The organism is Streptomyces sp. NPDC059851, from assembly GCF_042732005.1.
Taxonomy (GTDB): domain Bacteria; phylum Actinomycetota; class Actinomycetes; order Streptomycetales; family Streptomycetaceae; genus Streptomyces.
Map to the genome: position 1 here is coordinate 1 of NZ_JBHWJJ010000063.1, position 23,756 is coordinate 23,756.

Below are 23,756 nucleotides of genomic sequence, written 5' to 3' on the forward strand. Positions count from 1 at the left end.
TTTTTTTTTTTTTTTTCTCCCGTGGCCTGTGGGGGCGGGACCCCCGCACCATGGGTCCGGCGCCCCCCGGCCCCCCCCCCCCCCCCGCGGGGGGGGGCCCCCCGCGCGGCCGGCGCGCCCCCTCCTCCGGTCAGGGGACGGGGCGGGGTCAGCCCCCGTCCGTGAGGGGAGCCCAGTTGGTGCCGTTGGGGCGGCCCGGCTTGACCGACGGTGTCGGGGACGGCGATCCGGTCGAGCCGCCGTCGATGCCACCGGTGCTGGTGCCGCCGCTGTCGGGAACGCAGTACAGCTGCCACGGCCTGCAGGACGGCTTGCCGCCCCTGGAAGGCGTCGGGGACGGGGACAGGGACGTCGACGGGGAGGGGGAGACCGACATGGAGGGCGAGGACGAGACGGAGGGGCCCGGCGAGGGGGCGCCGGCCGAGTCAGCGATCACACCGATCTTGTCGGGCTCCGGGAAGTCCTTGACCGGGGTGTCCTTGAGCGCTTCCTTCATGTAAGCGGTCCAGATCACGGCCGGGATGTCACCACCGTGGATGGAGTCGGTGCCGCCGACGCCCTTCATGGAGATCAGCTTCTTGTCCGGCGAGTTCGGATCGGTACGGAAGAGCGTGACCGAGGTGGACAGCTCCGGGGTGTAGCCGACGAACCAGGCCGACTTGTTGAAGTCGGTGGTACCGGTCTTGCCGGCCGCCGGGCGGCCGAGCTTCCTGGCCTTGGTGCCGGTGCCGTTCTGCACGACGTTCTCGAGCACCTTGGTGACGTTGTCGGCGATGCTGTCGTCCATCGCCCGCTGCTCCTTGGGCGGCTCGAACCCGGGCAGGTCCTTGCCGTTCTTCTGCACGCTGCGCACGGAGAAGGGCTCGCGGTGGATGCCGGACGCCGCGAAGGTGGCGTACGAGTCGGCCATGCGGATGGCGCTCGGGGTCGAGGTGCCCAGCGCGAACGAGGCGTCGTTGTTCGGGTTCATCGAGTCCTCGAGGATGCCCGTGGCCTTGGCCACCTCGCGGACCTTGCTGTGGCCGACGTCGAAGACGAGCTGCGCGAACGGCACGTTGATGGACTTCTCCATCGCCTCGTTGAGGGTCACGTAGCCGTAGGGGTACTCGCTCTCGTTCTTCTGCTTGAACGGCTTGCCCGAGGAGTCGCGCAACGGCTTGCCCTCACGGTTGTTGATCACCGTGAGGTCGTTGGCCATGTACTTGCTGTCGGGCGAGAGGCCCTGGCCCTTGGAGTTCTGGGTGCCGTACTCCATCGCCGCCGCCAGTACGTAGGGCTTCCAGGTCGAGCCGACCGGGACACCGATGGTGTTGGCGTTGTTGCTGAAGTACTTCTTGTCCATGCCCGGGCCGCCGTACAGGGCCACGATCGCGCCCGTCTTGACGTCAACCGAGGCTGCGCCGAACTGGACGAAGGTGTCGTACTCGGGCCGGGCCTTCTCGTCGAGGAAGTCGTTGCGGGTCTCGTCGACCGCCTTGACCAGGGCGTCCACCTTCGGCTTCTGGAAGGTGGTCTTGATCTGGTAGCCGCCGCGGGCCATCTGCTCCGGGGTGATCTTCGCGACCTTCATGACGTACTGCTTGGCCGTCTCGACCAGGTAGCCGGTCTGGCCGGAGAGGCTGCGGGCCTGCTCGGAGTCGACGAGCGCGGGGAAGTCCTTGTACGTGTCCCGCTCCGCCTTGTCCATGCGGCCGACGGCGACCTCGCGGTCCAGTACCCAGGCCCAGCGGGCGCGGGCCCGCTTGCCGTTCTCTTCCGGGGTGGCCGTGGGCCCGATGCCGCCGTCCGGGTTGTAGAGGTTGGGGCCCTTGAGCACGGCGGCCAGGAAGGCGCTCTCGGAGGGCGTGAGGTTCCAGCAGTCCTTGCCGAAGTAGGCACGCGCCGCTGCCTGGATGCCGTAGGCGTCCCGCCCGTAGTAGGCGGTGTTGAGGTAGCCGGCGAGGATCGTGTCCTTCTCCTCGGACACGCCGAGCCTTATCGAGATGAAGAGCTCGGTGACCTTGCGCTTCAGGGTCTGGTCGGAGTCCAGGTAGGTGTTCTTCACGTACTGCTGGGTGATGGTCGAGCCGCCCTGGGTGGAGCCACCCTTGGCCATGTTCCACACGGCGCGGGCGATACCCATCGGGTCGACGCCCTTGTCCGTCTCGAAGGACTCGTTCTCCGCGGCGATCACGGCGTTCTGCATCGACCTGGGGATCTTGTCGATGGGCACGATCTGCCGGTTCATGGTGCCGCCGGTCGCGACCATCTGGGTGTCGTCGGCCCAGAAGAACACGTTGTTCTGGGCCTGGGCGGCGAGGTTCGGATTGGGCGTGCTCACCGCCGCGATGCCGATGCCGGCCCCTGCGATGATCACGGCGAAGAAGCCCAGAGCCGTACCGCTCACCAGCTTCCACGACGGCACGAAGCGCTGCCAGCCCTCCTTGTCGGAGCGCGGGTAGTTGATGAACCGCTTGTCGGGACGTCCGGCAACCCGCCCCCGGGTTCCGGATCCGCGCTGGGCTGCCCGGCGCGCCCCTGCGCGGCTGCCATGTCCGCGTGGGTCTGCGTACGGTCCGCTGTACGACGCCGTGGGGACGTCTCGTGCGGGCCCGGCGCCCCGTCCGGGGCGCTGCTGGGCGGCCCGGCGGGCAGCGGCACGTCCGCTGCCCTCGGGCTGCGGCGGTTTGCGGCGGTGCTCGCTCATCGAACGACTACTCCTCGGGCAGGCGAGTGGCCTGGAAGCGGCTGCTGAATTCCGGTTCCCCCAATGTCCTGCCGCAAAGACTACGCACGCTCAAAACCCGAACAGTGCCGAAGTTCACCCCAAATCGGGCAACTCGCATCCCGCGAATCGGTGATGTGACGCCGGTCACGAGATCGCTACTTGTCGACGAAGACGGCCCGTTCTATCGTCTGGATGTATCGAGCCGATACATCAGCTCGGTATAAAAACTCAGAGGCGAAGGAGGCAGGCGGATGAGCAGGCGCTCAGGCATCCTCGAGTTCGCCGTACTCGGCCTGCTTCGCGAGTCCCCCATGCACGGCTACGAGCTGCGCAAGCGGCTCAACACCTCGCTGGGGGTATTCCGGGCGTTCAGCTACGGGACGCTCTACCCCTGCCTCAAGACGTTGGTCGCCAACGGCTGGCTGGCCGAGGAGCCGGGCAGTGCCCCGGAGGACGCCCTCGCCGCTTCACTCGCAGGGCGCCGAGCCAAGATCGTCTACCGGTTGACGGCGGCCGGCAAGGAGCACTTCGAGGAGCTCCTGTCCCACACGGGCCCCGACACCTGGGAGGACGAGACCTTCGCCGCCCGGTTCGCCTTCTTCGGCCAGACCGAGCGGGACGTGCGCATGCGGGTCCTCGAAGGCCGCCGCAGCCGGCTCGAGGAGCGCCTGGAGAAGATGCGCGCCTCTCTCGCCCGCACCCGGGAGCGCCTCGACGACTACACGCTTGAGCTGCAGCGGCACGGGCTGGAGTCCGTGGAGCGCGAAGTGCGCTGGCTGAACGAGCTCATCGAGAGTGAGCGGGCGGGACGGGATCTGAGACGACCCGGTCCGCCCGACGAAACCGCAAAGTGAGACCTGCACCTCGCAGGCTTCATCCGAGAACAAACAGGGAGCAACCGGAATGGGTTCGGTTCGCGTAGCCATCGTCGGCGTGGGCAACTGCGCCGCCTCGCTGGTGCAGGGCGTCGAGTACTACAAGGACGCCGACCCGGCGTCCAAGGTCCCCGGGCTGATGCACGTCCAGTTCGGCGAGTACCACGTCGGCGACGTCGAGTTCGTCGCCGCGTTCGACGTCGACGCGAAGAAGGTCGGCCTCGACCTCTCGGACGCCATCGGCGCCAGCGAGAACAACACCATCAAGATCTGCGACGTCCCGCCGTCCGGCGTGACCGTCCAGCGCGGCCACACCCTCGACGGCCTGGGCAAGTACTACCGCGCGACGATCGAGGAGTCCTCCGAGGCCCCGGTCGACGTGGTCCAGGTCCTCAAGGACCGCGAGGTCGACGTTCTGGTCTGCTACCTGCCCGTGGGCTCCGAGGACGCGGCGAAGTTCTACGCCCAGTGCGCCATCGACGCCAAGGTCGCGTTCGTCAACGCGCTCCCGGTCTTCATCGCCGGCACCAAGGAGTGGGCCGACAAGTTCACCGAGGCCGGTGTCCCGATCGTCGGCGACGACATCAAGTCGCAGGTCGGCGCCACCATCACGCACCGTGTGATGGCGAAGCTGTTCGAGGACCGCGGTGTCCGTCTCGAGCGCACCATGCAGCTCAACGTGGGCGGCAACATGGACTTCAAGAACATGCTGGAGCGCGACCGCCTGGAGTCCAAGAAGATCTCCAAGACGCAGGCCGTCACCTCGCAGATCCCCGACCGCGACCTCGGCGAGAAGAACGTCCACATCGGCCCGTCCGACTACGTCGCGTGGCTCGACGACCGCAAGTGGGCCTACGTCCGCCTCGAGGGCCGTGCCTTCGGCGACGTCCCGCTGAACCTCGAGTACAAGCTTGAGGTGTGGGACTCCCCGAACTCCGCCGGTGTCATCATCGACGCCCTGCGCGCCGCGAAGATCGCCAAGGACCGCGGTATCGGCGGCCCGATCCTGTCGGCCTCCAGCTACTTCATGAAGTCCCCGCCGGTCCAGTACTTCGACGACGAGGCCCTGGAGAACGTCGAGAAGTTCATCAAGGGCGAGGTCGAGCGCTAAGCAGCCCGCAGCACAGGACGCCGGGGGTCCCCGGCCACCTGGTCTTCGACTGTTCTTCCGCGGAGGGTCCCCGGGCAATGTGCCCGGGGACCCTCCGCGTGTGTGACCCTTGCCCTCATGCCTGTCGTACGTGATCTGCGCGTACTCCTGCGCCTGAGGGACTTCCGCAACCTGCTCGCCGTACGGCTGTTCTCCCAGGCCGCCGACGGCGTCTACCAAGTGGCACTCGCCACCTACGTGGTCTTCTCGCCGGAAAAGCAGACGTCGCCCGCCGCGATCGCCTCGGCCATGGCGGTCCTGCTGCTCCCGTACTCCGTGATCGGCCCCTTCGCCGGGGTGCTTCTCGACCGCTGGCGCCGGCGCCAGGTCTTCCTCTACGGCAACCTGCTGCGCGCCTTCCTCGCCTGCATCACCGGCGTGCTGATCGTCGCGCACGTCCCCGACTGGCTCTTCTACGCCTCGGCCCTGTCCGTGACCGCGGTCAACCGGTTCGTCCTGTCCGGGCTCGCCGCCTCCCTGCCCCGCGTGGTCGCGCCCGACCAGCTGGTCACCGCCAACGCACTCTCTCCCACCGCCGGGACCCTGGCCGCGACCGCCGGCGGCGGGCTGGCCTTCCTCCTGCGGCTCCTTGCCGCCGACTCCGACGCCGTCGTCGTCCTGCTCGGCGCCGGCCTCTACCTCTGCGCGGCACTGGTCTCGCTGCGCCTGGCGGCCGACCTACTGGGTCCCGACCACCGCCCCGATGTGGTCCACCCGACGGTCGCCGAAGGGGTCGCCCTGACCGTGCGGGGGATGGTCGAGGGGCTTCGGCACCTGGCCCGGCGGCGCGAGGCCGCCCGGGCGCTCACCGCGATGACACTGATGCGGTTCTGCTACGGGGCCCTCACCGTCACCCTGCTGATGCTGTGCCGCTATTCCTGGTCGGACAACGAGTCCGACGGGCTGGCAGTGCTGGGCGTCGCGGTCGGCGTCTCCGGAGCCGGGTTCTTCGCCGCGGCCGTGGTCACGCCCTGGATGGTGGGCCGCCTGGGCACCCTCGGCTGGATCACCGCCTGCTCGGCCGCGGCCGCCGTGCTGGTTCCCGCGCTCGGCCTGTTCTTCCTACCCGGTCCGATGCTCGTCGCGGCGTTCGTCTTGGGTCTGGCCACCCAGGGCGCCAAAATCGCCACCGACACCGTGGTGCAGTCCCGGGTGGACGACGAGTTCCGCGGCCGGGTCTTCTCGGTCTACGACGTTCTGTTCAACGTCGCCTTCGTCCTCGCGGCCGCCGTGTCCTCGCTGGTGCTCCCCACCGACGGGCGGTCCGTGGTGCTCGTCGTGAGCGTCGCCGTGTTCTATGCGCTGACCGCCGTCTACCTAGGCCGCCACGGCGGTGTTTCACGTGAAACACCGCCCTGAAGCCGCTGCGGAGCACGCTCGGGGCGGTGTTTCACGTGAAACACCGCCCCGAGCGCCCTTGCATCAGGGCTGCGCGGCCCACCATTCCTTGAGTGCGGCCACCGCGGCTTCGCGCTCCATGGGGCCGTTCTCCAGCCGCAGGTCCAACAGGAACGCGTAGGCCTTGCCGATCACCGGACCAGGGCCCACCCCGAGCTCCTGCATGATCTCGTTGCCGTTGAGGTCCGGACGGATCGCGTCCAGCTCCTCCTGCTGCTGGAGCTGCGCGATGCGCTCCTCCAAGCCGTCGTACGTGCGCGAGAGGGCATTGGCCTTGCGCTTGTTGCGGGTGGTGCAGTCGGACCGGGTCAGCTTGTGCAGGCGGTCGAGCAGCGGGCCGGCGTCCCGGACGTAGCGCCGCACCGCCGAGTCGGTCCATTCGCCGTCCCCGTAGCCGTGGAACCGCAGGTGCAGCTCCACCAGCCGGGAGACGTCCTTGATCATGTCGTTGGAGTACTTCAGCGCGGTCATGCGCTTCTTGGCCATCTTGGCCCCCACCACCTCGTGGTGGTGGAAGGAGACCCGGCCGTCGGTCTCGAACCGGCGGGTGCGGGGCTTGCCGATGTCGTGGAGCAGGGCCGCGAGCCGCAGGACCAGGTCCGGGCCGCCGTCCTCCAGGGCCATCGCCTGCTCCAGCACGATCAGCGAGTGGTCGTAGACGTCCTTGTGCCGGTGGTGCTCGTCACGCTCCAGCCGCAGCGCGGGCAGCTCGGGCAGCACGTGGTCGGCCAGCCCGGTGTCCACGAGCAGGCCCAGGCCCTTGCGGGGGTACGCCGACAGCACCAGCTTGTTCAGCTCGCCCTGCACCCGCTCCGCCGAGACGATCTCGATCCGTCCGGACATCTCCGTCATCGCCGTGACGACCTCGGGGGCGACCTCGAAGTCGAGCTGAGCGGCGAAGCGCGCCGCCCGCAGCATCCGCAGCGGGTCGTCGGAGAACGACTCCTCCGGCGTGCCCGGAGTGCGCAGCACGCGCGCCTGGAGGTCATCCAGGCCGCCGTGCGGGTCCACGAACACCTTCTCCGGCAGCGCGACCGCCATCGCGTTCACGGTGAAGTCGCGGCGGACGAGGTCTTCCTCGATCGAGTCGCCGTAGGAGACCTCGGGCTTGCGGGAGGTCCGGTCGTACGACTCCGAACGGTACGTGGTCACCTCGATCTGGAAGCCCGCCTTCTGCGCTCCGACGGTGCCGAAGGCGATGCCGACGTCCCAGACCGAGTCGGCCCACGGGCGGACGATCTTCAGAACGTCCTCGGGGTGTGCGTCGGTGGTGAAGTCGAGATCGTTGCCGAGACGCCCGAGCAGCGCATCGCGTACGGACCCGCCGACGAGGGCGAGGCTGAAGCCCGCCTCCTGGAAGCGGAGGCCGAGCTCGTCGGCGACAGGGGCGACCCGCAGCAGTTCGCTGACCGCGCGGTGCTGCACCTGACTCAGGGCACTGGGGTTGTCTTCGTTGGCGTTCGGCACAACAGAAAAGGGTACGTGCCCGGCCCGGCGAGGGCTCCCCCGTTTGCTGCGACCCCGCCCTGCGGCGCCCGCGGGCCGAAGCCGATCATGTGGAGCAAGGCGCGGCACTCGCACGCAGCGGCTCTCGTTACCATTCCTGGACGCACAGACGACGACCACTGACACTTCGAGGGACGGGCTAGCGCGTGGCCGAAGCGGCAGACATCCAGGGGGCGTCCCCCGCTCCTGCCCGGCGCCGCTGGCTGCGGCGCGCCGCCGTCCTGCTGGCAGGGACGCCCGTCCTCGCCGCCCTCGTCTCCGCACCCGCGCCCCCGGCGCAGGCCGCCGACGCGGCCACCGTCGAAGTCCAGCTGGGCACCGTGTCCCCGGCCGCCCCGGTCAAGGGCGACACGCTCACGATCTCCGGCACCGTGGTCAACACCGGTCGCGAGACGATCACGGGCGCGCACGTCGGCCTGCGGGTCGGGCCCTCACTCGGGGACCGGGCCTCAATCGACGAGGCGGCGGAGCGCGCCGGCTTCCGGGCCGGCACGGACCCGGGCGAGGTCGACCAGGCCCATTCCGCGAAGATCCCGCCGCTGGCCTCCAAGGCCAGTCAGACGTTCACCCTCTCGATCCCGGTGAACAAGCTGGAGCTGGACAAGGAGGGCGTGTACCAGCTGGGCGTCTCGCTCTCCGGGGAAACGGAGAGCCGGCCCTACGCGCAGGTGCTGGGCATCAAGCGGACCTTCCTGCCCTGGCAGCCGGAGCCCGCCGCCAAGCGCTCCCAGCTCACCTACCTGTGGCCGCTGGTCTCCACCACGCGGCTGACCGCGGAAACCGGCTCGGACGAGGTGCAGACGCCCGTCTTCCTCGACGACTCCCTCGCCGAGGAGCTCAAGACCGGGGGCCGCCTGGAGCGGATGGTCTCGCTGGGCAAGGAGCTGCCGATCACCTGGGTCATCGATCCCGACCTGCTGTACACGGTCGACGCGATGACCAAGGGCTACCGGTACCGCACCCCGGACGGAAAGATCGTCCAGGGCAAGAACAAGGCCGTCGCCGAGCAGTGGCTGAACTCCCTCGAAGCGGCCGTCCAGGGCAAGAAGGTCGTTGCGCTGCCGTTCGCCGACCCCGACATCGCCTCCCTCGCCCACCAGGGCAAAGACGTCTCTGGCACCCTCGGTCAGCTGCGACCCGCCACCGACAAGGCGAAGCAGGCGGTGGAGACCGTCCTGCACGTCACCCCGTCCACCGACTTCTCCTGGCCGGTGGACGGCGCCATCGACCCGTCGATCGTCAACGTCGCCACCTCGGCGGGTGCCCACCACGTGCTCGCCCGCAGCGACAGCCTCCAGGAGACCGGCGCCCTCGGCTACACCCCGTCGGCAGCACGCCCCATCGGCGCGGGCACCACCGCAGTCGTCGCCGACGCCGACCTGTCGACCGCCTTCGAGGGCGACATGTTGAACGCCGGGAACTCCACGCTGGCCGTCCAGCGGTTCCTCGCCCACAGCCTGGCCCTCAACCTGCAGAAGACCGACAACCAGCGCAGCTTCGTCGTCACCCCGCAGCGGATGCCCACCGCCAGCCAGGCGCAGTCGATGGCCGAGGCGCTGCGGGCCCTTCAGGCGGGCCGCTGGACTCAGCCCGCGGACCTCGACACCGCCGCCGCGGCCAAGCCCGATGCCGGCGTCAACACCCAGGTCCCGGGCGCCGGCCAGTACCGCGAGGAGCTGCGCAAGACCGAGCTGCCGGTCGCCGCGTTCGAGAAGATCCGCACCACCCAGAACACCCTCGACCACTTCAAGGTCATCCTGACCTCGCCCGACCGCGTCGAGATCCCGTTCGGCAACACCACCAACCGCGAGATGTCCACCTCCTGGCGGGGCCGCCCCCAGGACGCGGGGCACTACCGCAACCAGGTGCAGCAGTACCTGATCGGCCTGACCGAGAAGGTCAAGGTCGTCCCCAAGTCCGACGCCACCCTGTCCGGACACAGCGCGACCATCCCGGTCAGCGTCCAGAACAGCCTCGTCCAGGACGTCCACAACCTCGTCCTGCGGGTGAAGTCCGCCAACCCGACCCGCCTGGTGTTCGGGGACGGCGGCGAGGCCGAACAGGAAGTCACCGTCCAGGGCGGGCACAGCCAGACAGTCAAGTTCACCGCCAACGCCACCGCGAGCGGCCCCGTCGAGGTCACCGCACAGCTCTTCACCACCGATGGTGTGCCCTACGGCAAGGAACGCAGGTTCACCGTCGAGGCCACCGAGATCACGCCGACTGTGATGCTCGTCATCGCCGGCGGGGTGCTGCTCCTCGTCCTGGCAGGCATCAAGATGTACGCCAGCCGCAAGCGCGTCGCGGCCCGGGCGGCTGCCGCCGAAGAGAGCACGCAGCCGAGTGACGGGACCCCGGACACCGGACCGCAAAGCACCAGCCCGTCCGGCGCGGGTGAGACAGTGGACCGTTGAGCGATGCCGTGGCCGGCCGGGCCTGGGACGATGAGGTGGGGTTTCGATGAACGCGCCGTACGACGGTGACCGCGCGCAGGGCACTGGCGCGCCCGCGCCCTCCTCGGGCGCCGATCCGGGGATGAGGCCGCCCGGACAGGTTCCCGTGCCCGGGCCTGCAGCGGACCGCGACCCGTACGTCCAGGACGTCTACGACCGCGACCCGTACCGGTCGCAGGACCTGTCGGCCCAGGACCCGGTCGCCGAGGTCCTCTACGACCGGGCGTCACACCCCCCGCCACCGCCGGGGACCTACCAGGATCCGGGCCCGCTCTACGGGGCGCCGCGGACCGCGCAGCAGGGTCCCGACCCGCGCGTGTGGGCCCAGACCCCGCCGCCCGAGCCTGACGGCCCGTCCCGCCATCTGCCGTACGGCGACCGCCCCGCCACCACGCAGTTCGTGGGCGTGGACTCGCTGGTCACCAGTGCGGCGGAGGAGGAGGCCGAGCCCGACGCCTTCGCTCACCTGTACAAGGACCAGCAGGCGGCGCCCGGTGCGCCTGCCGAGGACGCGCCCGTCGCGGCCCCGGCGCCGAGCAAGCCGGCCGGCCGTGCAGCCGGCCTGCTCAAGTCCAGTGCGCTGATGGCGGCCGGGACGATCGTCTCCCGCATCACCGGCTTCCTGCGGACCCTGGTCGTCGCCGCCGCCATCGGCGTCGGCACCTTCAACGACACGTACCAGATCGCCAACACGCTGCCGACGATGATCTACGTGCTGGTCGGCGGCGGCGCCCTGAACGCCGTCTTCATCCCCCAGCTCGTGCGGGCCATGAAGAACGACGATGACGGGGGCGAGGCGTACGCCAACCGGCTGCTGACCCTGGTCGTCGTCCTGCTGGCCGCCGTCACCACGATCTGTGTGCTGGCCGCGCCGGTGTTCATCACCATGATGTCGCCGAAGATCGCTTCCGATCCGCAGCAGATGGAGGTCGCGGTCGCCTTCGCCCGGTACTGCCTGCCCACCATGTTCTTCATGGGCGTGCACGTGGTACTCGGTCAGATCCTCAATGCGCGCGGCCGATTCGGCGCGATGATGTGGACCCCGGTCCTCAACAACATCGTGGCCATCGCCACCTTCGGCGCGTTCATCTGGGCCTTCGGCGGCTTCACGACCTCCGGCGTCAGCGCGGCCACGGTCACGCCGGAGGGTGTGCGCCTGCTCGGCATCGGCACCCTCCTCGGCCTCACCGTGCAGGCGCTGGCGATGCTGCCGTACCTGCGCGACGCCGGCTTCTCACCGCGCCTGCGCTTCGACTGGAGGGGCCACGGCCTGGGCAAGGCCGCCCGCCTGGCCAAGTGGACGTTCTTCTTCGTCCTCGCCAACCAGGTCGGCCTGGTCGTGGTGACCCAGCTCGCCACCTGGGCCGGTTCGGTCGCCGAGAAGCAGGGCCACCCCGGTACCGGCATCACCGGCTACCAGTACGCGCTGCTGCTGTGGCAGATGCCGCAGGCCATCATCACCGTCTCCGTCATGACCGCCGTCCTGCCCCGCATTTCCCGCTCCGCCCACGACGGGGACGCCGCCGCCGTCCGCGACGACATCTCCTACGGACTGCGCACCTCGGCCGTCGCGATCGTGCCGTGCGCCTTCGCGTTCCTCGCCCTCGGCGTTCCCATGGCCACGCTGCTCTACGCGGGCTCGGGCGCCGGCGCCCAGAACATCGGCTACATCCTGATGGCGTTCGGCCTCGGGCTCATCCCGTACTCGGTCCAGTACGTGGTCCTGCGAGGCTTCTACGCCTACGAGGACACGCGCACGCCGTTCTACAACACGGTGATCGTCGCCGCCGTCAACGCGGCCGTATCCACTGCCGCGTTCTTCGTCCTTCCGGCGCGCTGGGCGGTCGTCGGCATGGCCGCCGCCTACGGCCTCGGCTTCGCCGTGGGCGTAGGCGTCGCCTGGAAGCGCCTGCGCAAGCGGCTCGGTGGGGACTTGGACGGCGCCCACGTGCGCCGCACCTACACGCGCCTCATCGGCGCCTGCATCCCGGCGGCCGCCGTGGCCGGAGGTGCCGCGTACGCCATCACGCAGTGGCTGGGCAGCGGAGTCCTCGGTTCCCTCACAGCGGTGGTCGTCGGCTCCATCGCCCTGGGCGGTGTCTTCCTGCTGGCGGCCAAGCGGATGCGGATCGAAGAGCTCAACGCCATGGTCGGAATGGTCCGCGGGCGCATGGGGCGCTAGATGCGCACAACCGTCGTACCCCTTCGCGTGTCGTGCATAGCGCCGGACTGTGGGCACAATTGGCATGGCTTCGCAGACTGGCCGACAGCGCGTAACGGATGGGGAGGCAGGAACGACGGTGGCGGAACGTAGCACGGCTGCCGTCGACGTGGCCGACAACAGCGGCGAGCAGCCGCTGGTCGCAGATGCGGCCAAGGCCACGGCCGACGGGGTGGACACCCAGAACGGACGAGCCGCGGACGGACCCATGCCAGACAAGGACGGCGAACGCAGGACAGCGGCTTCTGCCGCCGTCCCCGAACTCCACAGCGGCCACAAGCTCGCACGGCGCTACCGCCTGGAAGAGTGCGTCACCCGTCTGGACGGATTCAGCAGCTGGCGCGCGGTGGACGAGAAGCTCCGCCGGGCCGTCGGCGTCCACGTGCTGCCCGCCGACCACCCGCGCGCCCGCGCGGTCCTGGCCGCGGCCCGCTCCTCCGCCCTGCTGGGCGACCCCCGGTTCGTCCAGGTCCTCGACGCCGTGGAGGACAACGACCTCGTCTACGTCGTCCACGAGTGGCTGCCCGACGCCACGGAGCTGACCGCGCTCCTCGCCTCCGGTCCCCTGGAGCCCCACGACGCCTACCAGCTCGTCAGCCAGGTCTCCCAGGCCATGGCCGCGGCCCACCGCGAAGGCCTGTCGCACCTGCGCCTGACGCCCAGCGCCATACTGCGCACCTCCACCGGCCAGTACCGCATCCGCGGCCTCGCCGTGAACGCCGCCCTGCGGGGCATCACGAGCGACACGCCGCAGCGCGCGGACACCGAAGCCATCGGCGCACTGCTGTACGCCGCCCTGACCCAGCGCTGGCCGTACGAGACCGACGCGTACGGCCTCTCCGGCCTGCCCAAGGGCGTCGGCCTGCTCCCGCCCGACCAGGTCCGCGCGGGTGTCCACCGCGGTCTGGGCGAGCTCGCGATGCGCGCCCTCGCCAACGACGGGGCCACCGCCTCCCGTCAGGAACCCGCCTGCACCACCCCGGAGGAACTGGCCAAGGCGGTTGCCGCGATGCCGCGCATCCGGCCGCCGGAGCCCGCGTTCACCCCGCCGCCCGAGTACCAGCAGACCACCTACCAACAAGGCAGCTACGGCCGTCCGCCGACGCGCCCCGGTGGGCCCGTCACGCACTCCATTCCCATGCCGCCTCCGCCGCCGCTGCAGAGCCGTACGGGCCGTGCCCTGAAGTGGGGCGTGGCCGCCCTGCTGATCGCCGCGCTGGGCCTGGGCAGCTGGCAGCTGGCCGACACGCTGCTGGACCGGGTCAAGGGCAACAGTGGCAGCAACGGCAGCACCACGCAGCCCGCCAAGCCCGACGAGGACCAGAAGCCGCCCAAGGAGAGCAAGCAGCTGCCCATCAGCAGTGCCACGGTCTTCGGCAAGGAGCCGATCAAGGCCGAGGACGGCGCCAAGGCTGCGGACGGCAACCCGAACACGGCTTGGGTCACCAAGATGTTCTTGTTCTCCTCCAACTTCGGCAACCTCGACTCCTACGACGACGGCAGCGGCATCATCGTCGACCTCGGCAGCGTGCGGGAGGTGACGAGCGTCGAAGCGGACATGCACGGTGCGGGCCACAAGGTCGAGGTCCGTGCGGCCGCCCCCGAGGCGACCTCGGCCCGCGGCATTTCCGACTTTCCGCAGGAAGTCTCCAAGCTGCAGGTCGCCGGGAAGAAACTGGAGGCCAAGCCCGGCACTCCGGTGAAGACCCGCTACCTGGTGGTCCACATCACCAACCTGCCCGCCGAGGGCGGCGGGGGCAGCTGGCGAGGCGGCATCAGCGAGATCAAGGTGTTCGGACCGGGCGACTGACCCGAGCTGCTCAAGCCGTCGAGGGTCCGCTGTGCCGACGGCGCAGCGGACCCTCGTATTCGTCCCGCCCGCCCCGTACGCTCCCTCCGGGAGGGGAGGTGTGATGCACGACGCAACGAACGGTGAAGACAGCGACCGGGACCTGCTCGCCCGGCACGTCGCCGGTGACCCCGATGCCTTCGGTGAGATCGTGCGCCGGCACCGCGACCGGCTGTGGGCGGTGGCTCTGCGCACCCTCGGTGACCGGGAGGAGGCCGCCGACGCCGTGCAGGACGCTCTCGTCTCCGCCTACCGGGCCGCACACACCTTCCGGGGCGAGTCCGCCGTCACCACCTGGCTGCACCGCATCACCGTCAACGCCTGCCTCGACCGGGCCCGCAAGGCCGCCTCCCGCAGGACCTCTCCCCTCGACGACACGGACCGCCTGGAGCGGCTCCTGGAGCCCCACGAGTCCGCCGAGGCCCCCGCCGAACGCCAGGACCTCCACCGCCAGCTGCTGGCCGCCCTCGGCGCCCTCCCGCCCGACCAGCGGGCCGCTCTCGTCCTCGTCGACATGCAGGGCTACTCCGTCGCCGAAGCCGCCCGCGTCCTCGACGTCCCCGCCGGCACAGTGAAGAGCCGGTGTGCGCGCGGACGGGCGAAACTCGTCCCGATGCTCACTCATCTGCGCTCGAATGCCGGGGATAACACCGCCGCAGAGCGGGGAAGGAACCGGACGCCGGGGACACCCGTCCCACCAGCGGCAGACCCCAGTCAGCCAGCCCCAGGGGCAGACACGGTGAAGGGCGGAGGTGGACGAACGTGACTCCCGCAGCCGGCACGATCCGGCACCCTGACGTCTCGGAAATCTCCGATCTGACCGAGGGACTCCTCTCCCCGGTCCGGGGCGCCGAGGTGCGTCGGCATCTGGCCGAGTGCCCGCTGTGCGCCGACGTGCACGCGTCCTTGGAGGAGATCCGCGGCCTGCTCGGCACGCTGCCGGGGCCGCCCCGCATGCCCGTAGACATCGCCGGGCGCATCGACGCGGCGCTCGCCGCCGAGGCACTCCTGGACTCCACGACCCCCAGATCGGGCACCGACTCCGCTGCCGGGCCCGACGCCGAGCGTGATGTTTCACGTGAAACATCGACGACCACGCCCTCCGGGCGGCCTCCGCGGCGCCCCGCCGGTCACCCGGTCGGCGCAACCGGTCCCGGACGCCGCCGGGCCCGCCGCCGGTTCGCCGTCATCGCAGGCCTCGCCGGAGCCGCCGCCTGCGCGTTCGGGGTACTCCTCGCCGGCAACCTGCTGGGCGGCTCCCCGGACACGGCTGCACGCAAGTCCACGACCAGCGCCACAGCCCAGGGCCCCGCCGACGGCACGTACACCGCCCAGGCACTCCAGGACAGCGTGCACCGCCTACTCGCCTCGGCAGAGACGGTGAGAAAGGCATCTCCTCAGTCGCAGGAGGACAACAGCACCTACGGCCTGGAGAACACTTCTCCGGCCCAGCAGGGCGACCGGGTGGGGACGGATGCCGCTTCGGTTCCGCCCTGCGTCCGAACCGCCACCGGCCGCAGCGAGACACCGCTCGCCGTGGAACGCGGTAGCTACGAGGGCGGCGAGGTATACCTCTTGGTCCTTCCGCATCCCGGCGATCCCGCCAGGGTGGATGCCTACCTCGTCGGCGCTGCCTGCTCCGTCACCCCCTCGGACGGCCCCGAGCGGCCCCTGCTGACCAGGACCTACCCGCGAAGCTGACAGCTTGCGGCTCGTGGGTGAGCAGGCCGGGAATGCTCGCGCCGTAGGATCCGTTGGGTGGGGTGAGACTCCACACCAGCCCTCAGGGCCAGCAGCGCGCAGTCCACAGAGACGAGGAAGAGACCCGTGAGCGACGTACGAAACGTGATCATCATCGGTTCCGGGCCCGCCGGTTACACCGCCGCCCTGTACACCGCACGTGCTTCGCTCAAGCCGCTGGTCTTCGAAGGCGCCGTCACCGCCGGCGGTGCACTGATGAACACCACCGAGGTCGAAAACTTCCCCGGCTTCCAGGACGGCATCATGGGGCCGGACCTCATGGACAACATGCGCGGCCAGGCCGAGCGCTTCGGTGCGGAGCTCGTCGCGGACGACATCGTGTCCGTGGACCTCACCGGCGAGGTCAAGACCGTCACCGACTCCACCGGCACCGTGCACCGCGCCAAGGCCGTGATCGTGGCCACCGGCTCCCAGCACCGCAAGCTCGGCCTGCCCAACGAGGACGCCCTGTCCGGCCGCGGCGTGTCCTGGTGCGCCACCTGCGACGGATTCTTCTTCAAGGACCAGGACATCGCCGTCGTCGGCGGCGGCGACACTGCGATCGAGGAGGCCACCTTCCTCTCCCGGTTCGCCAAGTCCGTCACGGTCGTTCACCGCCGCGACGCCCTGCGCGCCTCCAAGGCCATGCAGGACCGGGCCTTCGCCGACCCGAAGATCACATTCGCCTGGGACAGCGAGGTCTCCGAGATCCACGGCGACCAGAAGCTCTCCCACCTCACGCTGCGCAACACCAAGACCGGGGAGACCTCCGAGCTTCCCGTGACCGGCCTGTTCATCGCCGTGGGCCACGACCCCCGCACCGAACTCTTCAAGGACCAGCTGCAGCTCGACGACGAGGGCTACCTCCAGGTCGACGCCCCCTCCACGCGCACCAACGTCCCCGGCGTGTTCGGCGCCGGAGACGTCGTGGACCACACGTACCGTCAGGCCATCACCGCCGCCGGCACGGGCTGTGCCGCCGCCCTCGACGCCGAGCGCTTCCTCGCCGCCCTCTCGGACGCCGAGAAGGCCCCCGCACTGGTCTGACCCCCAGACACCCCCCATCTCAACACCCCGCAGGAAGAATTAGGAGGCCGCTGTGGCCGGCACCCTCAAGAACGTGACCGACGCCGACTTCGACACCGAGGTCCTCCAGAGCGCCAAGCCCGTCCTGGTGGACTTCTGGGCCGAGTGGTGCGGTCCGTGCCGCCAGATCGCTCCGTCCCTGGAGGCCATCGCGGCCGAGTACGGCGACCAGATTGAGATCGTCAAGCTCAACATCGACCAGAACCCGAACACGGCAGCGAAGTACGGCGTCATGTCGATCCCGACCCTGAACGTCTACCAGGGCGGCGAGGTCGTGAAGACCATCGTCGGTGCCAAGCCGAAGGCCGCCATCCTGCGCGACCTCGACTCGTTCATCGAGGCCAAGGCTGTCTGACGGCAACGTTTGACCGTCTGACGGCAACGTTTCACGTGAAACGGGGCCGCCCCTGACAAGGGGCGGCCCCGTTCCGCACTCCGAGCTCCGCCCGGGGCCGGCCGGCCAGTTTCGCGAGATCCCTTGTCACAGGGGACGCAGCGCAGGCTCCTTACGGGCCGCGCCCAGCAGCCGGTCCAGAGCCAGTTCCACGTCTTCCTTCCACGACAGCGTCGAGCGCAGCTCCAATCTCAGCCGCGGATGCACCGGATGGGGCCGCACCGTCTTGAAACCCACCGCGAGGAGATGGTCCGCCGGCAGCAGGCACGCAGGACCCTCCCAGTGCGCGTCGCCGAATGCCTCGATCGCGCGGAAGCCCCGCCGCAGTAGGTCCTTGGCCACCGTCTGGACCATCACCCGGCCGAGCCCCTGCCCCTGATACCCCGGCATGATCCATGCGGTGATCAGCTGCACCGCGTCCGGGGACACCGGGCTCGTCGGGAAGGCCGTGGACCTCGGCACGTAGGCGGGCGGCGCGTACAGCACGAACCCGACGGGGACCTCGTCCACATAAACGACGCGGCCGCACGAACCCCACTCCAGCAAGACCGCGGAGATCCACGCCTCCTTCTCCAGCGCCGGAGTCCCCGCCTTGGCGGCGGCCTCGCCGGTGACGGGATCAAGTTCCCAGAACACGCAGGACCGGCAACGCAGAGGCAGGTCCTGGAGGTTGTCCAGTGTGAGTGGTACCAACCGACGCCCCATGAGCGCATCGTATCCACGGTCCGAATCAGGAGAAACCGCGACAAGGCAAAGGGGCGGCCCGCACCAGCACGTACCGGTACGACCCGCCCCTCAGCCGGGGGGACTCACTCCCCGGACGGTCGCTGCTCCAGCACCCGACCCTCGCCCGGCGCCAGAGTCGCCAGAATCCGCTCAAGGTCATCCATCGAGGCAAACTCGACCGTGATCTTGCCCTTCTTCTGGCCCAGGTCCACCTTCACCCGGGTCTCGAAGCGGTCCGACAGCCGCGTCGCGAGCTCATTCAACGCCGGGGAGACCCGGGCTCCGGCCCTCGGCCTCTTCGGCTTCACCGGACTCTCGGGCTCCGACCCCATCAGGAAGACGATCTCCTCGACCGCGCGCACCGACAGGCCTTCTTCGACGATGCGCGCCGCCAGCGCTTCCTGTGCCTCGGGGTCCTCCAGAGGCAGCAGCGCCCGAGCATGGCCTGCCAGGAGCACACCTGCCGCCACACGCAGCTGGACCTTCGGCGCCAGTTTGAGCAGCCGCAGCGTGTTCGTCACCTGAGGACGGGAGCGCCCGATCCGGTCCGCCAGCTCGTCGTGCGTGCAGCTGAAGTCCTTCAGCAGCTGGTCGTACGCGGCGGCCTCCTCCAGCGGGTTCAGCTGAGCCCTGTGGAGGTTCTCCAGCAACGCGTCCAGGAGGAGCCTGTCGTCCTCCGTCTCCCGGATGATCGCCGGGATGTACTCCAGCCCGAGCTCCTTGCACGCGCGCCAGCGGCGCTCGCCCATGATGAGTTCGTAGCCGTCCGGGCCGGACTGGCGCACCACAACCGGCTGGAGCAGACCCACCTCCTGGATGGAGGTCACCAGCTCCGCCAGTGCGTCGCGGTCGAACTCCTTGCGGGGCTGGTGCCGGTTCCGCGTGATGGCGCCGATCGGGATCTCCGCGAACATCGCACCCGCGACGTCGGCGACCGAGGACTCGGGAGCCGTCTCCGGCTCGATCGGCGCCGATGTTTCACGTGAAACATCGGCCTGGGCGAGGGAGGCCAGCTTCGCTGCGACACTCCCGCGTTCCGAGGTGAGTGTCGGCAACGCCGTCGGCGAGCTCGACCCGGTCGACCCCGCGGTGGTCACCGCCGGTGTCTTCTCCTGCGGGGCAGGGGGGATCAGTGCGGCGAGCCCCCGACCCAGACCCCTTCGTCGCTCGCTCACTGGATCCCCTCCGCCACACGTTGCGTGCTGTTCAGGCCCGCGCCCCCATGGGCGTGCCGGGCGTCGTACTGGATTCCGGCCCCGCGCAGCGCGATCTCACGCGCCGCCTCCATGTAGGAGAGGGAACCGCTGGAACTCGGATCGTAGGTGAGTACCGTCTGCCCGTAGCTGGGGGCCTCGGAGATGCGCACCGACCGCGGGATGCTCGTCCGCAGCACCTCGCTACCGAAGTGGGTGCGGACCTCTTCGGCCACCTGCGAGGCCAGCCGGGTCCTGCCGTCGTACATCGTCAGCAGGATGGTGGATACGTGCAGCGCCGGGTTGAGGTGGGACCGCACCAAGTCCACATTGCGCAGGAGCTGGCCCAGCCCCTCCAGCGCGTAGTACTCGCACTGGATCGGGATCAGTACCTCGGCACCCGCGACCATCGCGTTGACCGTGAGCAAGCCCAGCGAGGGCGGGCAGTCGATGAGGATGTAGTCCAGCGGCTGCTCGTACGCCTGGATGGCCCGCTGAAGGCGGCTCTCGCGCGCCACCAGGGAGACCAGCTCGATCTCCGCGCCCGCCAGGTCGATCGTGGCCGGGGCGCAGAAAAGGCCTTCCACGTCCACCACGGGCTGGACCACCTCCAGCAGCGGCCTGCTGTCGACCAGAACGTCGTAGATCGAGGGGACGTCCGCGTGGTGGTCGATGCCGAGCGCCGTGGACGCGTTCCCCTGCGGGTCGAGGTCAATGACCAGGACGCGCGCACCGTGGAGCGCCAGCGAGGCCGCCAGGTTCACGGTCGTCGTGGTTTTGCCGACGCCGCCCTTCTGGTTGGCGACGACGATCACCCTGGTTCGGTCGGGTCGGGGCAGCCCCTCGCCGGCACGCCTCAGCGACTCGACGGCAAACGGGCTGGGCATGCCGCCGGTCGTGTCGTTGTCGACAGGGGGCGGTGGCGATGTTTCACGTGAAACATCGCCACCCGCCGCTTCAGAGCGGGGACCGGGGACCGGGTCGGCCATCGGCCCCGCGAGGTTGGCGTCGGACCGCACGGTCTCACTCTCCTCGGCATCGGGCTCGCGATGAACAGAGCCTGCCATGCCACCGGGGGCGCGAACCAGCGGGGCCCTTACTCCTGTGGATGAATCCACAGCTGTGGACAATTTCATCCCCCCTCCAGCCCGGGAGGGCCGAGGGGGCGCGGCCTCCCGGCCGCGACTGATGATTCCGTGCAGCAGAGAGCGACGTTTCACGTGAAACACGATGCCGGGACCGAGCCGACAGGCCTCTACGACACTCCCAAATCCGCACCTATAGGGCGCAACCCTGCAGGAAGTTCATCAGGGAAACCGTAGGGCCGGGGCCTTACCGGCGCCTGCGCGAACGCCCCACCCGGGCCGCCTTGGCCCGCTTGGCCGCGAACCTCACACCGCCGGGGCTCTCCCCGACCTCGACCCGCACCACCGTCGACATCGGGTCCACCACCCCGGCGCCGACCTGGAGCACCGAGGTCTTCACCACACCCAGCCTCGCCAGCGCGACCTTCGCCGCCTCCAGCTCCTCCTCGGCGGTGTCGCCCTTGAGGGCCAGCATCTCGCCGTACGGGCGCAGCAGCGGCACACCCCAGCCGGCGAGGCGGTCCAGCGGGGCCACCGCCCGAGCCGTCACCACATGCACCGGGTGCACTTTGCCGAGCATCTCCTCGGCCCGGCCGCGCACCACGGTGACGTGGTCCAGCCCCAGCAGCTCCACGGCCTCCTGGAGGAAGGTCGTGCGCCGGAGCAGCGGCTCCAACAACGTGATCTTCAGGTCGCGACGCACCAGGGCCAACGGGATCCCGGGCAGGCCGGCACCGGAGCCCACGTCGCAGACAGTGACGCCCTCGGGCACCACCTCCGAGAGGACCGCACAGTTCAGTAGGTGCCGCTCCCACAGGCGCGGCACTTCACGCGGGCCGATCAGGCCGCGCCGGACCCCTGCGTCCGCGAGCAGCTCCGCATACCGCACGGCTTCCGGGAAAAACTCGCCGAACACCGCGCGCGCCTCTTCCGGCGCCGGGGGAAGCTCCGCTGCCTCCGTCACGGGGACCGTCCTTCCGTATTGCGTACCGAGTGATCGTGGAAACGCACCGGTACTGCCAGGCTGACAAACATCGGCCCCGCCTGCGACACAGACGGGGCCGAACACTCAAGCTTGCGATCAGGCCGGGAGCACGACGACGAAGCGCTGCGGCTCCACGCCTTCCGACTCGCTCCGCAGACCGGCGGCCGCGACGGCGTCGTGGACGACCTTCCGCTCGAACGGCGTCATCGGGGCCAGCTGCAGCGGCTCACCGGACGCCTTCACATCGGCCGCCGCCTTGGCGCCCAGCGCCGCCAGCTCCTCGCGCTTCTTGGCGCGGAAGCCGGCGATGTCCAGCATCAGCCGGCTGCGGTCGCCGGTCTCGCGGTGGACGGCGAGGCGGGTCAGCTCCTGAAGGGCCTCCAGGACCTCGCCCTCGCGGCCCACGAGCTTCTGCAGGTCGCGGCTGCCAGAGTCGCTGACGATCGAGACCGAGGCCCGGTCGGCCTCGACGTCCATGTCGATGTCACCGTCGAGGTCGGCGATGTCGAGCAGACCCTCGAGGTAGTCGGCCGCGATCTCACCCTCCTGCTCGAGGCGGGTCAGGGTGTCGCCACTCTCAGCGGCGGCGGTGGTGGTGCCTTCCGTCACGGGAGGGACTCCTTCTTACTTCTTGGAAGAGGGCTTGGAGGGCGTCTGACGCTGTGCCTTCGTCTGGCGCTTCGGCTGCTGCCGCTTTGAGGCGCCGCTGCTCGCCGCGTCCGAGTCCGCCGTGGCCACGGCGCTCTTGATCACGGTGCCGTCCGCCTGGGCGGCCAGGCCCTGCTTCGTCAGAGATGCGATGAACTTGCGCTCGATGTCGTTGCGGTCCGGGCCCTTGGCCACGATCGCGGCGACGATCTTCTTCTTGCCCCGGCCCTTGACCTGCCCGTGCGAGGTGACGGACTTGAGCAGCCGCGTCAGGTAGTGGTCCTGCGCCTTGCTACCCGGCGTCGGGTTCTGGTTGATCACGTACATCTGCTGACCCATGGTCCAGACGTTGGTGGTCAGCCAGTAGACGAGGACACCGACGGGGAAGTTGATACCCATGACCGCGAAGATCACCGGGAAGATGTACATCAGCATCTTCTGCTGCTGCATGAAGGGCGTCTTGACCGAAAGGTCCACGTTCTTCTGCATCAGCTGGCGCTGGGTGTAGAACTGCGACAGCGACATCAGGATGATCATGATCGCGGTCACGATCCGGACGTCCGTCAGCGAGGCGCCGAGGGCAGCCACCTTCTCCGGGCTGTCCATGAACTTGGCGGCGATCGGCGCGCCGAAGATCTTCGCCTCGCGGGCACTGTCGACCAGCTGCTGGTCCATCACGCCGATGGTCTTGCCGTCGGCGATGTTCGCCAGCACGTGGTAGAGCGCGAAGAAGAACGGCGACTGCGCCAGGATGGGAAGGCACGAGGAAAGCGGGTTGGTGCCCGTCTCCTTGTACAGCTTCATCATCTCTTCGGACTGACGCTGCTTGTCGTTCTTGTAGCGCTCTTGGATCGCCTTCATCTTCGGCTGGAGCGCCTGCATGCCCCGCGTCGCCTTGATCTGCTTCACGAAGAGCGGGATCAGGCAGATACGGATCAGGATCACCAGGGACACGATGGACAGGCCCCAGGCCCACCCGCTGTCCGGCCCGAAGATCGCACCGTACAGCGAGTGGAACTGGACGATGATCCACGAGACGGGTGTGGTGATAAAGCTGAACAGACTGGCAATCGTGTCCACTAATCAGGCTCCTTGAGCATTGCGAGATCTACGCAACGCAGTGCGCAGCTGCTCGTGCCAACGCGGGCGTTTACGAGGTGGGACATGATCAACACCGCCCGCGGACCACGGGTTGCACCGCAGGATCCGCCAGGTGGTGAGAACGGTCCCCTTCACCGCACCATGCCGGTCGATGGCCGTGAACCCGTAGCGCGAGCACGAGGGGTAGTAACGGCACACCGGGCCGAGCAGCGGACTGATGGTCCACTGGTACAGCTTGATCAAAGCGAGCAGCGGGTACTTCATCGAGCTGCGCCTCCCAGGAGCCGCAGCAGAGCGGCATCCAGGTCCTTGGCCAGGTCCTCGAGGCCGGCATCACCCGATCCGGGCAATGCCCTCACCACCACCAGGCTACCGGCGGGCAGGCGGGAGAGCCGCTCGCGTACGAGGTGGCGCAGGCGGCGCTTCACCCGGTTCCGGACGACGGCGCCACCCACGGCCTTGCTGACGACGAAACCCGCACGGGTCGAGGGAACTGTCTCCCCCGACCCGTGCGGGTCCGTTGCACCGCTTGTACGTAGGTGGACGACGAGGAGCGGGCGGCCGGCCCTGCGGCCTCGGCGTACCGCGCTCGCGAAGTCCTCGCGCCGCCTCAGCCGATTTTCGGGAGACAGCACGACG

20 protein-coding genes are annotated in these 23,756 nt (G+C 69.4%); 10 read left to right on the forward strand and 10 right to left on the reverse strand.

What is annotated here, in order from left to right; translation table 11 throughout:
• Window positions 1-148: 148 nt before the first annotated feature.
• The gene (locus ACFV7Q_RS21525) at window positions 149-2,686 is read right to left on the reverse strand and encodes a transglycosylase domain-containing protein (RefSeq protein WP_385430611.1); all 2,538 of its coding nucleotides are present in this window, start codon (window positions 2,684-2,686) and stop codon (window positions 149-151) included.
• Window positions 2,687-2,958: 272 nt separating this feature from the next.
• On the opposite strand from ACFV7Q_RS21525, the gene ACFV7Q_RS21530 reads away from it, so the two are divergent.
• The 3 genes from ACFV7Q_RS21530 (at window position 2,959) to ACFV7Q_RS21540 (ending at window position 6,091) form a co-directional block, all read left to right on the forward strand.
• Window positions 2,959-3,561, forward strand: coding sequence for a helix-turn-helix transcriptional regulator (locus ACFV7Q_RS21530; RefSeq protein WP_385430613.1), 603 nt, complete (start codon window positions 2,959-2,961; stop codon window positions 3,559-3,561).
• Window positions 3,562-3,610: 49 nt separating this feature from the next.
• Window positions 3,611-4,693: an inositol-3-phosphate synthase gene (locus tag ACFV7Q_RS21535; RefSeq protein ID WP_385430615.1), complete on the forward strand. Its 1,083-nt coding sequence runs from the start codon at window positions 3,611-3,613 to the stop codon at window positions 4,691-4,693.
• A 117-nt stretch (window positions 4,694-4,810) separates the two neighbouring features.
• The gene (locus ACFV7Q_RS21540; RefSeq protein ID WP_385430617.1) at window positions 4,811-6,091 is read left to right on the forward strand and encodes an MFS transporter; all 1,281 of its coding nucleotides are present in this window, start codon (window positions 4,811-4,813) and stop codon (window positions 6,089-6,091) included.
• Window positions 6,092-6,154: 63 nt separating this feature from the next.
• On the opposite strand, the gene ACFV7Q_RS21545 is transcribed toward ACFV7Q_RS21540, so the two are convergent.
• Window positions 6,155-7,597 carry a CCA tRNA nucleotidyltransferase gene (locus ACFV7Q_RS21545; protein ID WP_385430618.1) on the reverse strand — a complete coding sequence of 481 codons (1,443 nt, stop codon included), beginning with the start codon at window positions 7,595-7,597 and terminating at the stop codon, window positions 6,155-6,157.
• Between the two features lie 185 nt (window positions 7,598-7,782).
• Between ACFV7Q_RS21545 and ACFV7Q_RS21550 the strand changes: the two genes are divergently transcribed.
• The 7 genes from ACFV7Q_RS21550 (at window position 7,783) to trxA (ending at window position 17,340) form a co-directional block, all read left to right on the forward strand.
• Complete coding sequence (locus tag ACFV7Q_RS21550; protein WP_385430620.1) at window positions 7,783-10,050, forward strand: DUF6049 family protein; 2,268 nt, start codon at window positions 7,783-7,785, stop codon at window positions 10,048-10,050.
• 46 nt (window positions 10,051-10,096) lie between these two features.
• Window positions 10,097-12,271, forward strand: a complete 2,175-nt coding sequence (murJ, locus tag ACFV7Q_RS21555) for a murein biosynthesis integral membrane protein MurJ (RefSeq protein ID WP_385430622.1) — start codon at window positions 10,097-10,099, stop codon at window positions 12,269-12,271.
• Between the two features lie 118 nt (window positions 12,272-12,389).
• The gene (locus ACFV7Q_RS21560; protein WP_385430624.1) at window positions 12,390-14,120 is read left to right on the forward strand and encodes a protein kinase family protein; all 1,731 of its coding nucleotides are present in this window, start codon (window positions 12,390-12,392) and stop codon (window positions 14,118-14,120) included.
• 103 nt (window positions 14,121-14,223) lie between these two features.
• The gene (gene sigM, locus ACFV7Q_RS21565) at window positions 14,224-14,925 is read left to right on the forward strand and encodes an RNA polymerase sigma factor SigM (protein ID WP_385430626.1); all 702 of its coding nucleotides are present in this window, start codon (window positions 14,224-14,226) and stop codon (window positions 14,923-14,925) included.
• Entirely contained in the window at window positions 14,922-15,860 is a 939-nt protein-coding gene (locus ACFV7Q_RS21570) for an anti-sigma factor family protein (RefSeq protein ID WP_385430627.1), read from the forward strand. The genes sigM and ACFV7Q_RS21570 overlap by 4 nt, the downstream gene beginning before the upstream one ends.
• A gap of 126 nt (window positions 15,861-15,986) precedes the next feature.
• The gene (trxB, locus tag ACFV7Q_RS21575; RefSeq protein WP_385430629.1) at window positions 15,987-16,946 is read left to right on the forward strand and encodes a thioredoxin-disulfide reductase; all 960 of its coding nucleotides are present in this window, start codon (window positions 15,987-15,989) and stop codon (window positions 16,944-16,946) included.
• 52 nt (window positions 16,947-16,998) lie between these two features.
• Entirely contained in the window at window positions 16,999-17,340 is a 342-nt protein-coding gene (gene trxA, locus ACFV7Q_RS21580; protein ID WP_385430630.1) for a thioredoxin, read from the forward strand.
• A 126-nt stretch (window positions 17,341-17,466) separates the two neighbouring features.
• Here the strand turns inward: trxA and ACFV7Q_RS21585 are convergent, their stop codons facing one another.
• From ACFV7Q_RS21585 to rnpA, 8 genes are all read right to left on the reverse strand, one after another.
• Entirely contained in the window at window positions 17,467-18,084 is a 618-nt protein-coding gene (locus tag ACFV7Q_RS21585; RefSeq protein WP_385430631.1) for a GNAT family N-acetyltransferase, read from the reverse strand.
• 104 nt (window positions 18,085-18,188) lie between these two features.
• Window positions 18,189-19,280 carry a ParB/RepB/Spo0J family partition protein gene (locus tag ACFV7Q_RS21590; protein ID WP_385430633.1) on the reverse strand — a complete coding sequence of 364 codons (1,092 nt, stop codon included), beginning with the start codon at window positions 19,278-19,280 and terminating at the stop codon, window positions 18,189-18,191.
• Window positions 19,277-20,365, reverse strand: a complete 1,089-nt coding sequence (locus ACFV7Q_RS21595; protein WP_385430635.1) for a ParA family protein — start codon at window positions 20,363-20,365, stop codon at window positions 19,277-19,279. Before ACFV7Q_RS21595 ends, ACFV7Q_RS21590 begins: the two co-directional genes overlap by 4 nt.
• Before the next feature lie 265 nt (window positions 20,366-20,630).
• Window positions 20,631-21,347, reverse strand: a complete 717-nt coding sequence (gene rsmG / locus ACFV7Q_RS21600) for a 16S rRNA (guanine(527)-N(7))-methyltransferase RsmG (protein ID WP_385430637.1) — start codon at window positions 21,345-21,347, stop codon at window positions 20,631-20,633.
• Window positions 21,348-21,464: 117 nt separating this feature from the next.
• Complete coding sequence (locus ACFV7Q_RS21605; RefSeq protein WP_385430639.1) at window positions 21,465-21,977, reverse strand: protein jag; 513 nt, start codon at window positions 21,975-21,977, stop codon at window positions 21,465-21,467.
• Between the two features lie 15 nt (window positions 21,978-21,992).
• Window positions 21,993-23,096, reverse strand: a complete 1,104-nt coding sequence (yidC, locus tag ACFV7Q_RS21610) for a membrane protein insertase YidC (protein WP_385430641.1) — start codon at window positions 23,094-23,096, stop codon at window positions 21,993-21,995.
• 3 nt (window positions 23,097-23,099) lie between these two features.
• Window positions 23,100-23,381, reverse strand: a complete 282-nt coding sequence (gene yidD / locus ACFV7Q_RS21615; protein WP_385430643.1) for a membrane protein insertion efficiency factor YidD — start codon at window positions 23,379-23,381, stop codon at window positions 23,100-23,102.
• Window positions 23,378-23,752, reverse strand: a complete 375-nt coding sequence (gene rnpA / locus ACFV7Q_RS21620) for a ribonuclease P protein component (RefSeq protein ID WP_385430645.1) — start codon at window positions 23,750-23,752, stop codon at window positions 23,378-23,380. Before rnpA ends, yidD begins: the two co-directional genes overlap by 4 nt.
• Between the last annotated feature and the right edge of the window lie 4 nt (window positions 23,753-23,756).

Bases quoted from the DNA above. Each gene is read 5' to 3' on its own strand.
- ACFV7Q_RS21540 (WP_385430617.1), top strand. From the start codon at position 4,811: ATGCCTGTCGTACGTGATCTGCGCGTACTCCTGCGCCTGAGGGACTTC.
- yidD (WP_385430643.1), bottom strand. From the start codon at position 23,381: ATGAAGTACCCGCTGCTCGCTTTGATCAAGCTGTACCAGTGGACCATC.
- ACFV7Q_RS21595 (WP_385430635.1), bottom strand. From the start codon at position 20,365: ATGGCAGGCTCTGTTCATCGCGAGCCCGATGCCGAGGAGAGTGAGACC.
- ACFV7Q_RS21530 (WP_385430613.1), top strand. From the start codon at position 2,959: ATGAGCAGGCGCTCAGGCATCCTCGAGTTCGCCGTACTCGGCCTGCTT.
- ACFV7Q_RS21585 (WP_385430631.1), bottom strand. From the start codon at position 18,084: ATGGGGCGTCGGTTGGTACCACTCACACTGGACAACCTCCAGGACCTG.
- sigM (WP_385430626.1), top strand. From the start codon at position 14,224: ATGCACGACGCAACGAACGGTGAAGACAGCGACCGGGACCTGCTCGCC.
- murJ (WP_385430622.1), top strand. From the start codon at position 10,097: ATGAACGCGCCGTACGACGGTGACCGCGCGCAGGGCACTGGCGCGCCC.
- ACFV7Q_RS21535 (WP_385430615.1), top strand. From the start codon at position 3,611: ATGGGTTCGGTTCGCGTAGCCATCGTCGGCGTGGGCAACTGCGCCGCC.
- ACFV7Q_RS21525 (WP_385430611.1), bottom strand. From the start codon at position 2,686: ATGAGCGAGCACCGCCGCAAACCGCCGCAGCCCGAGGGCAGCGGACGT.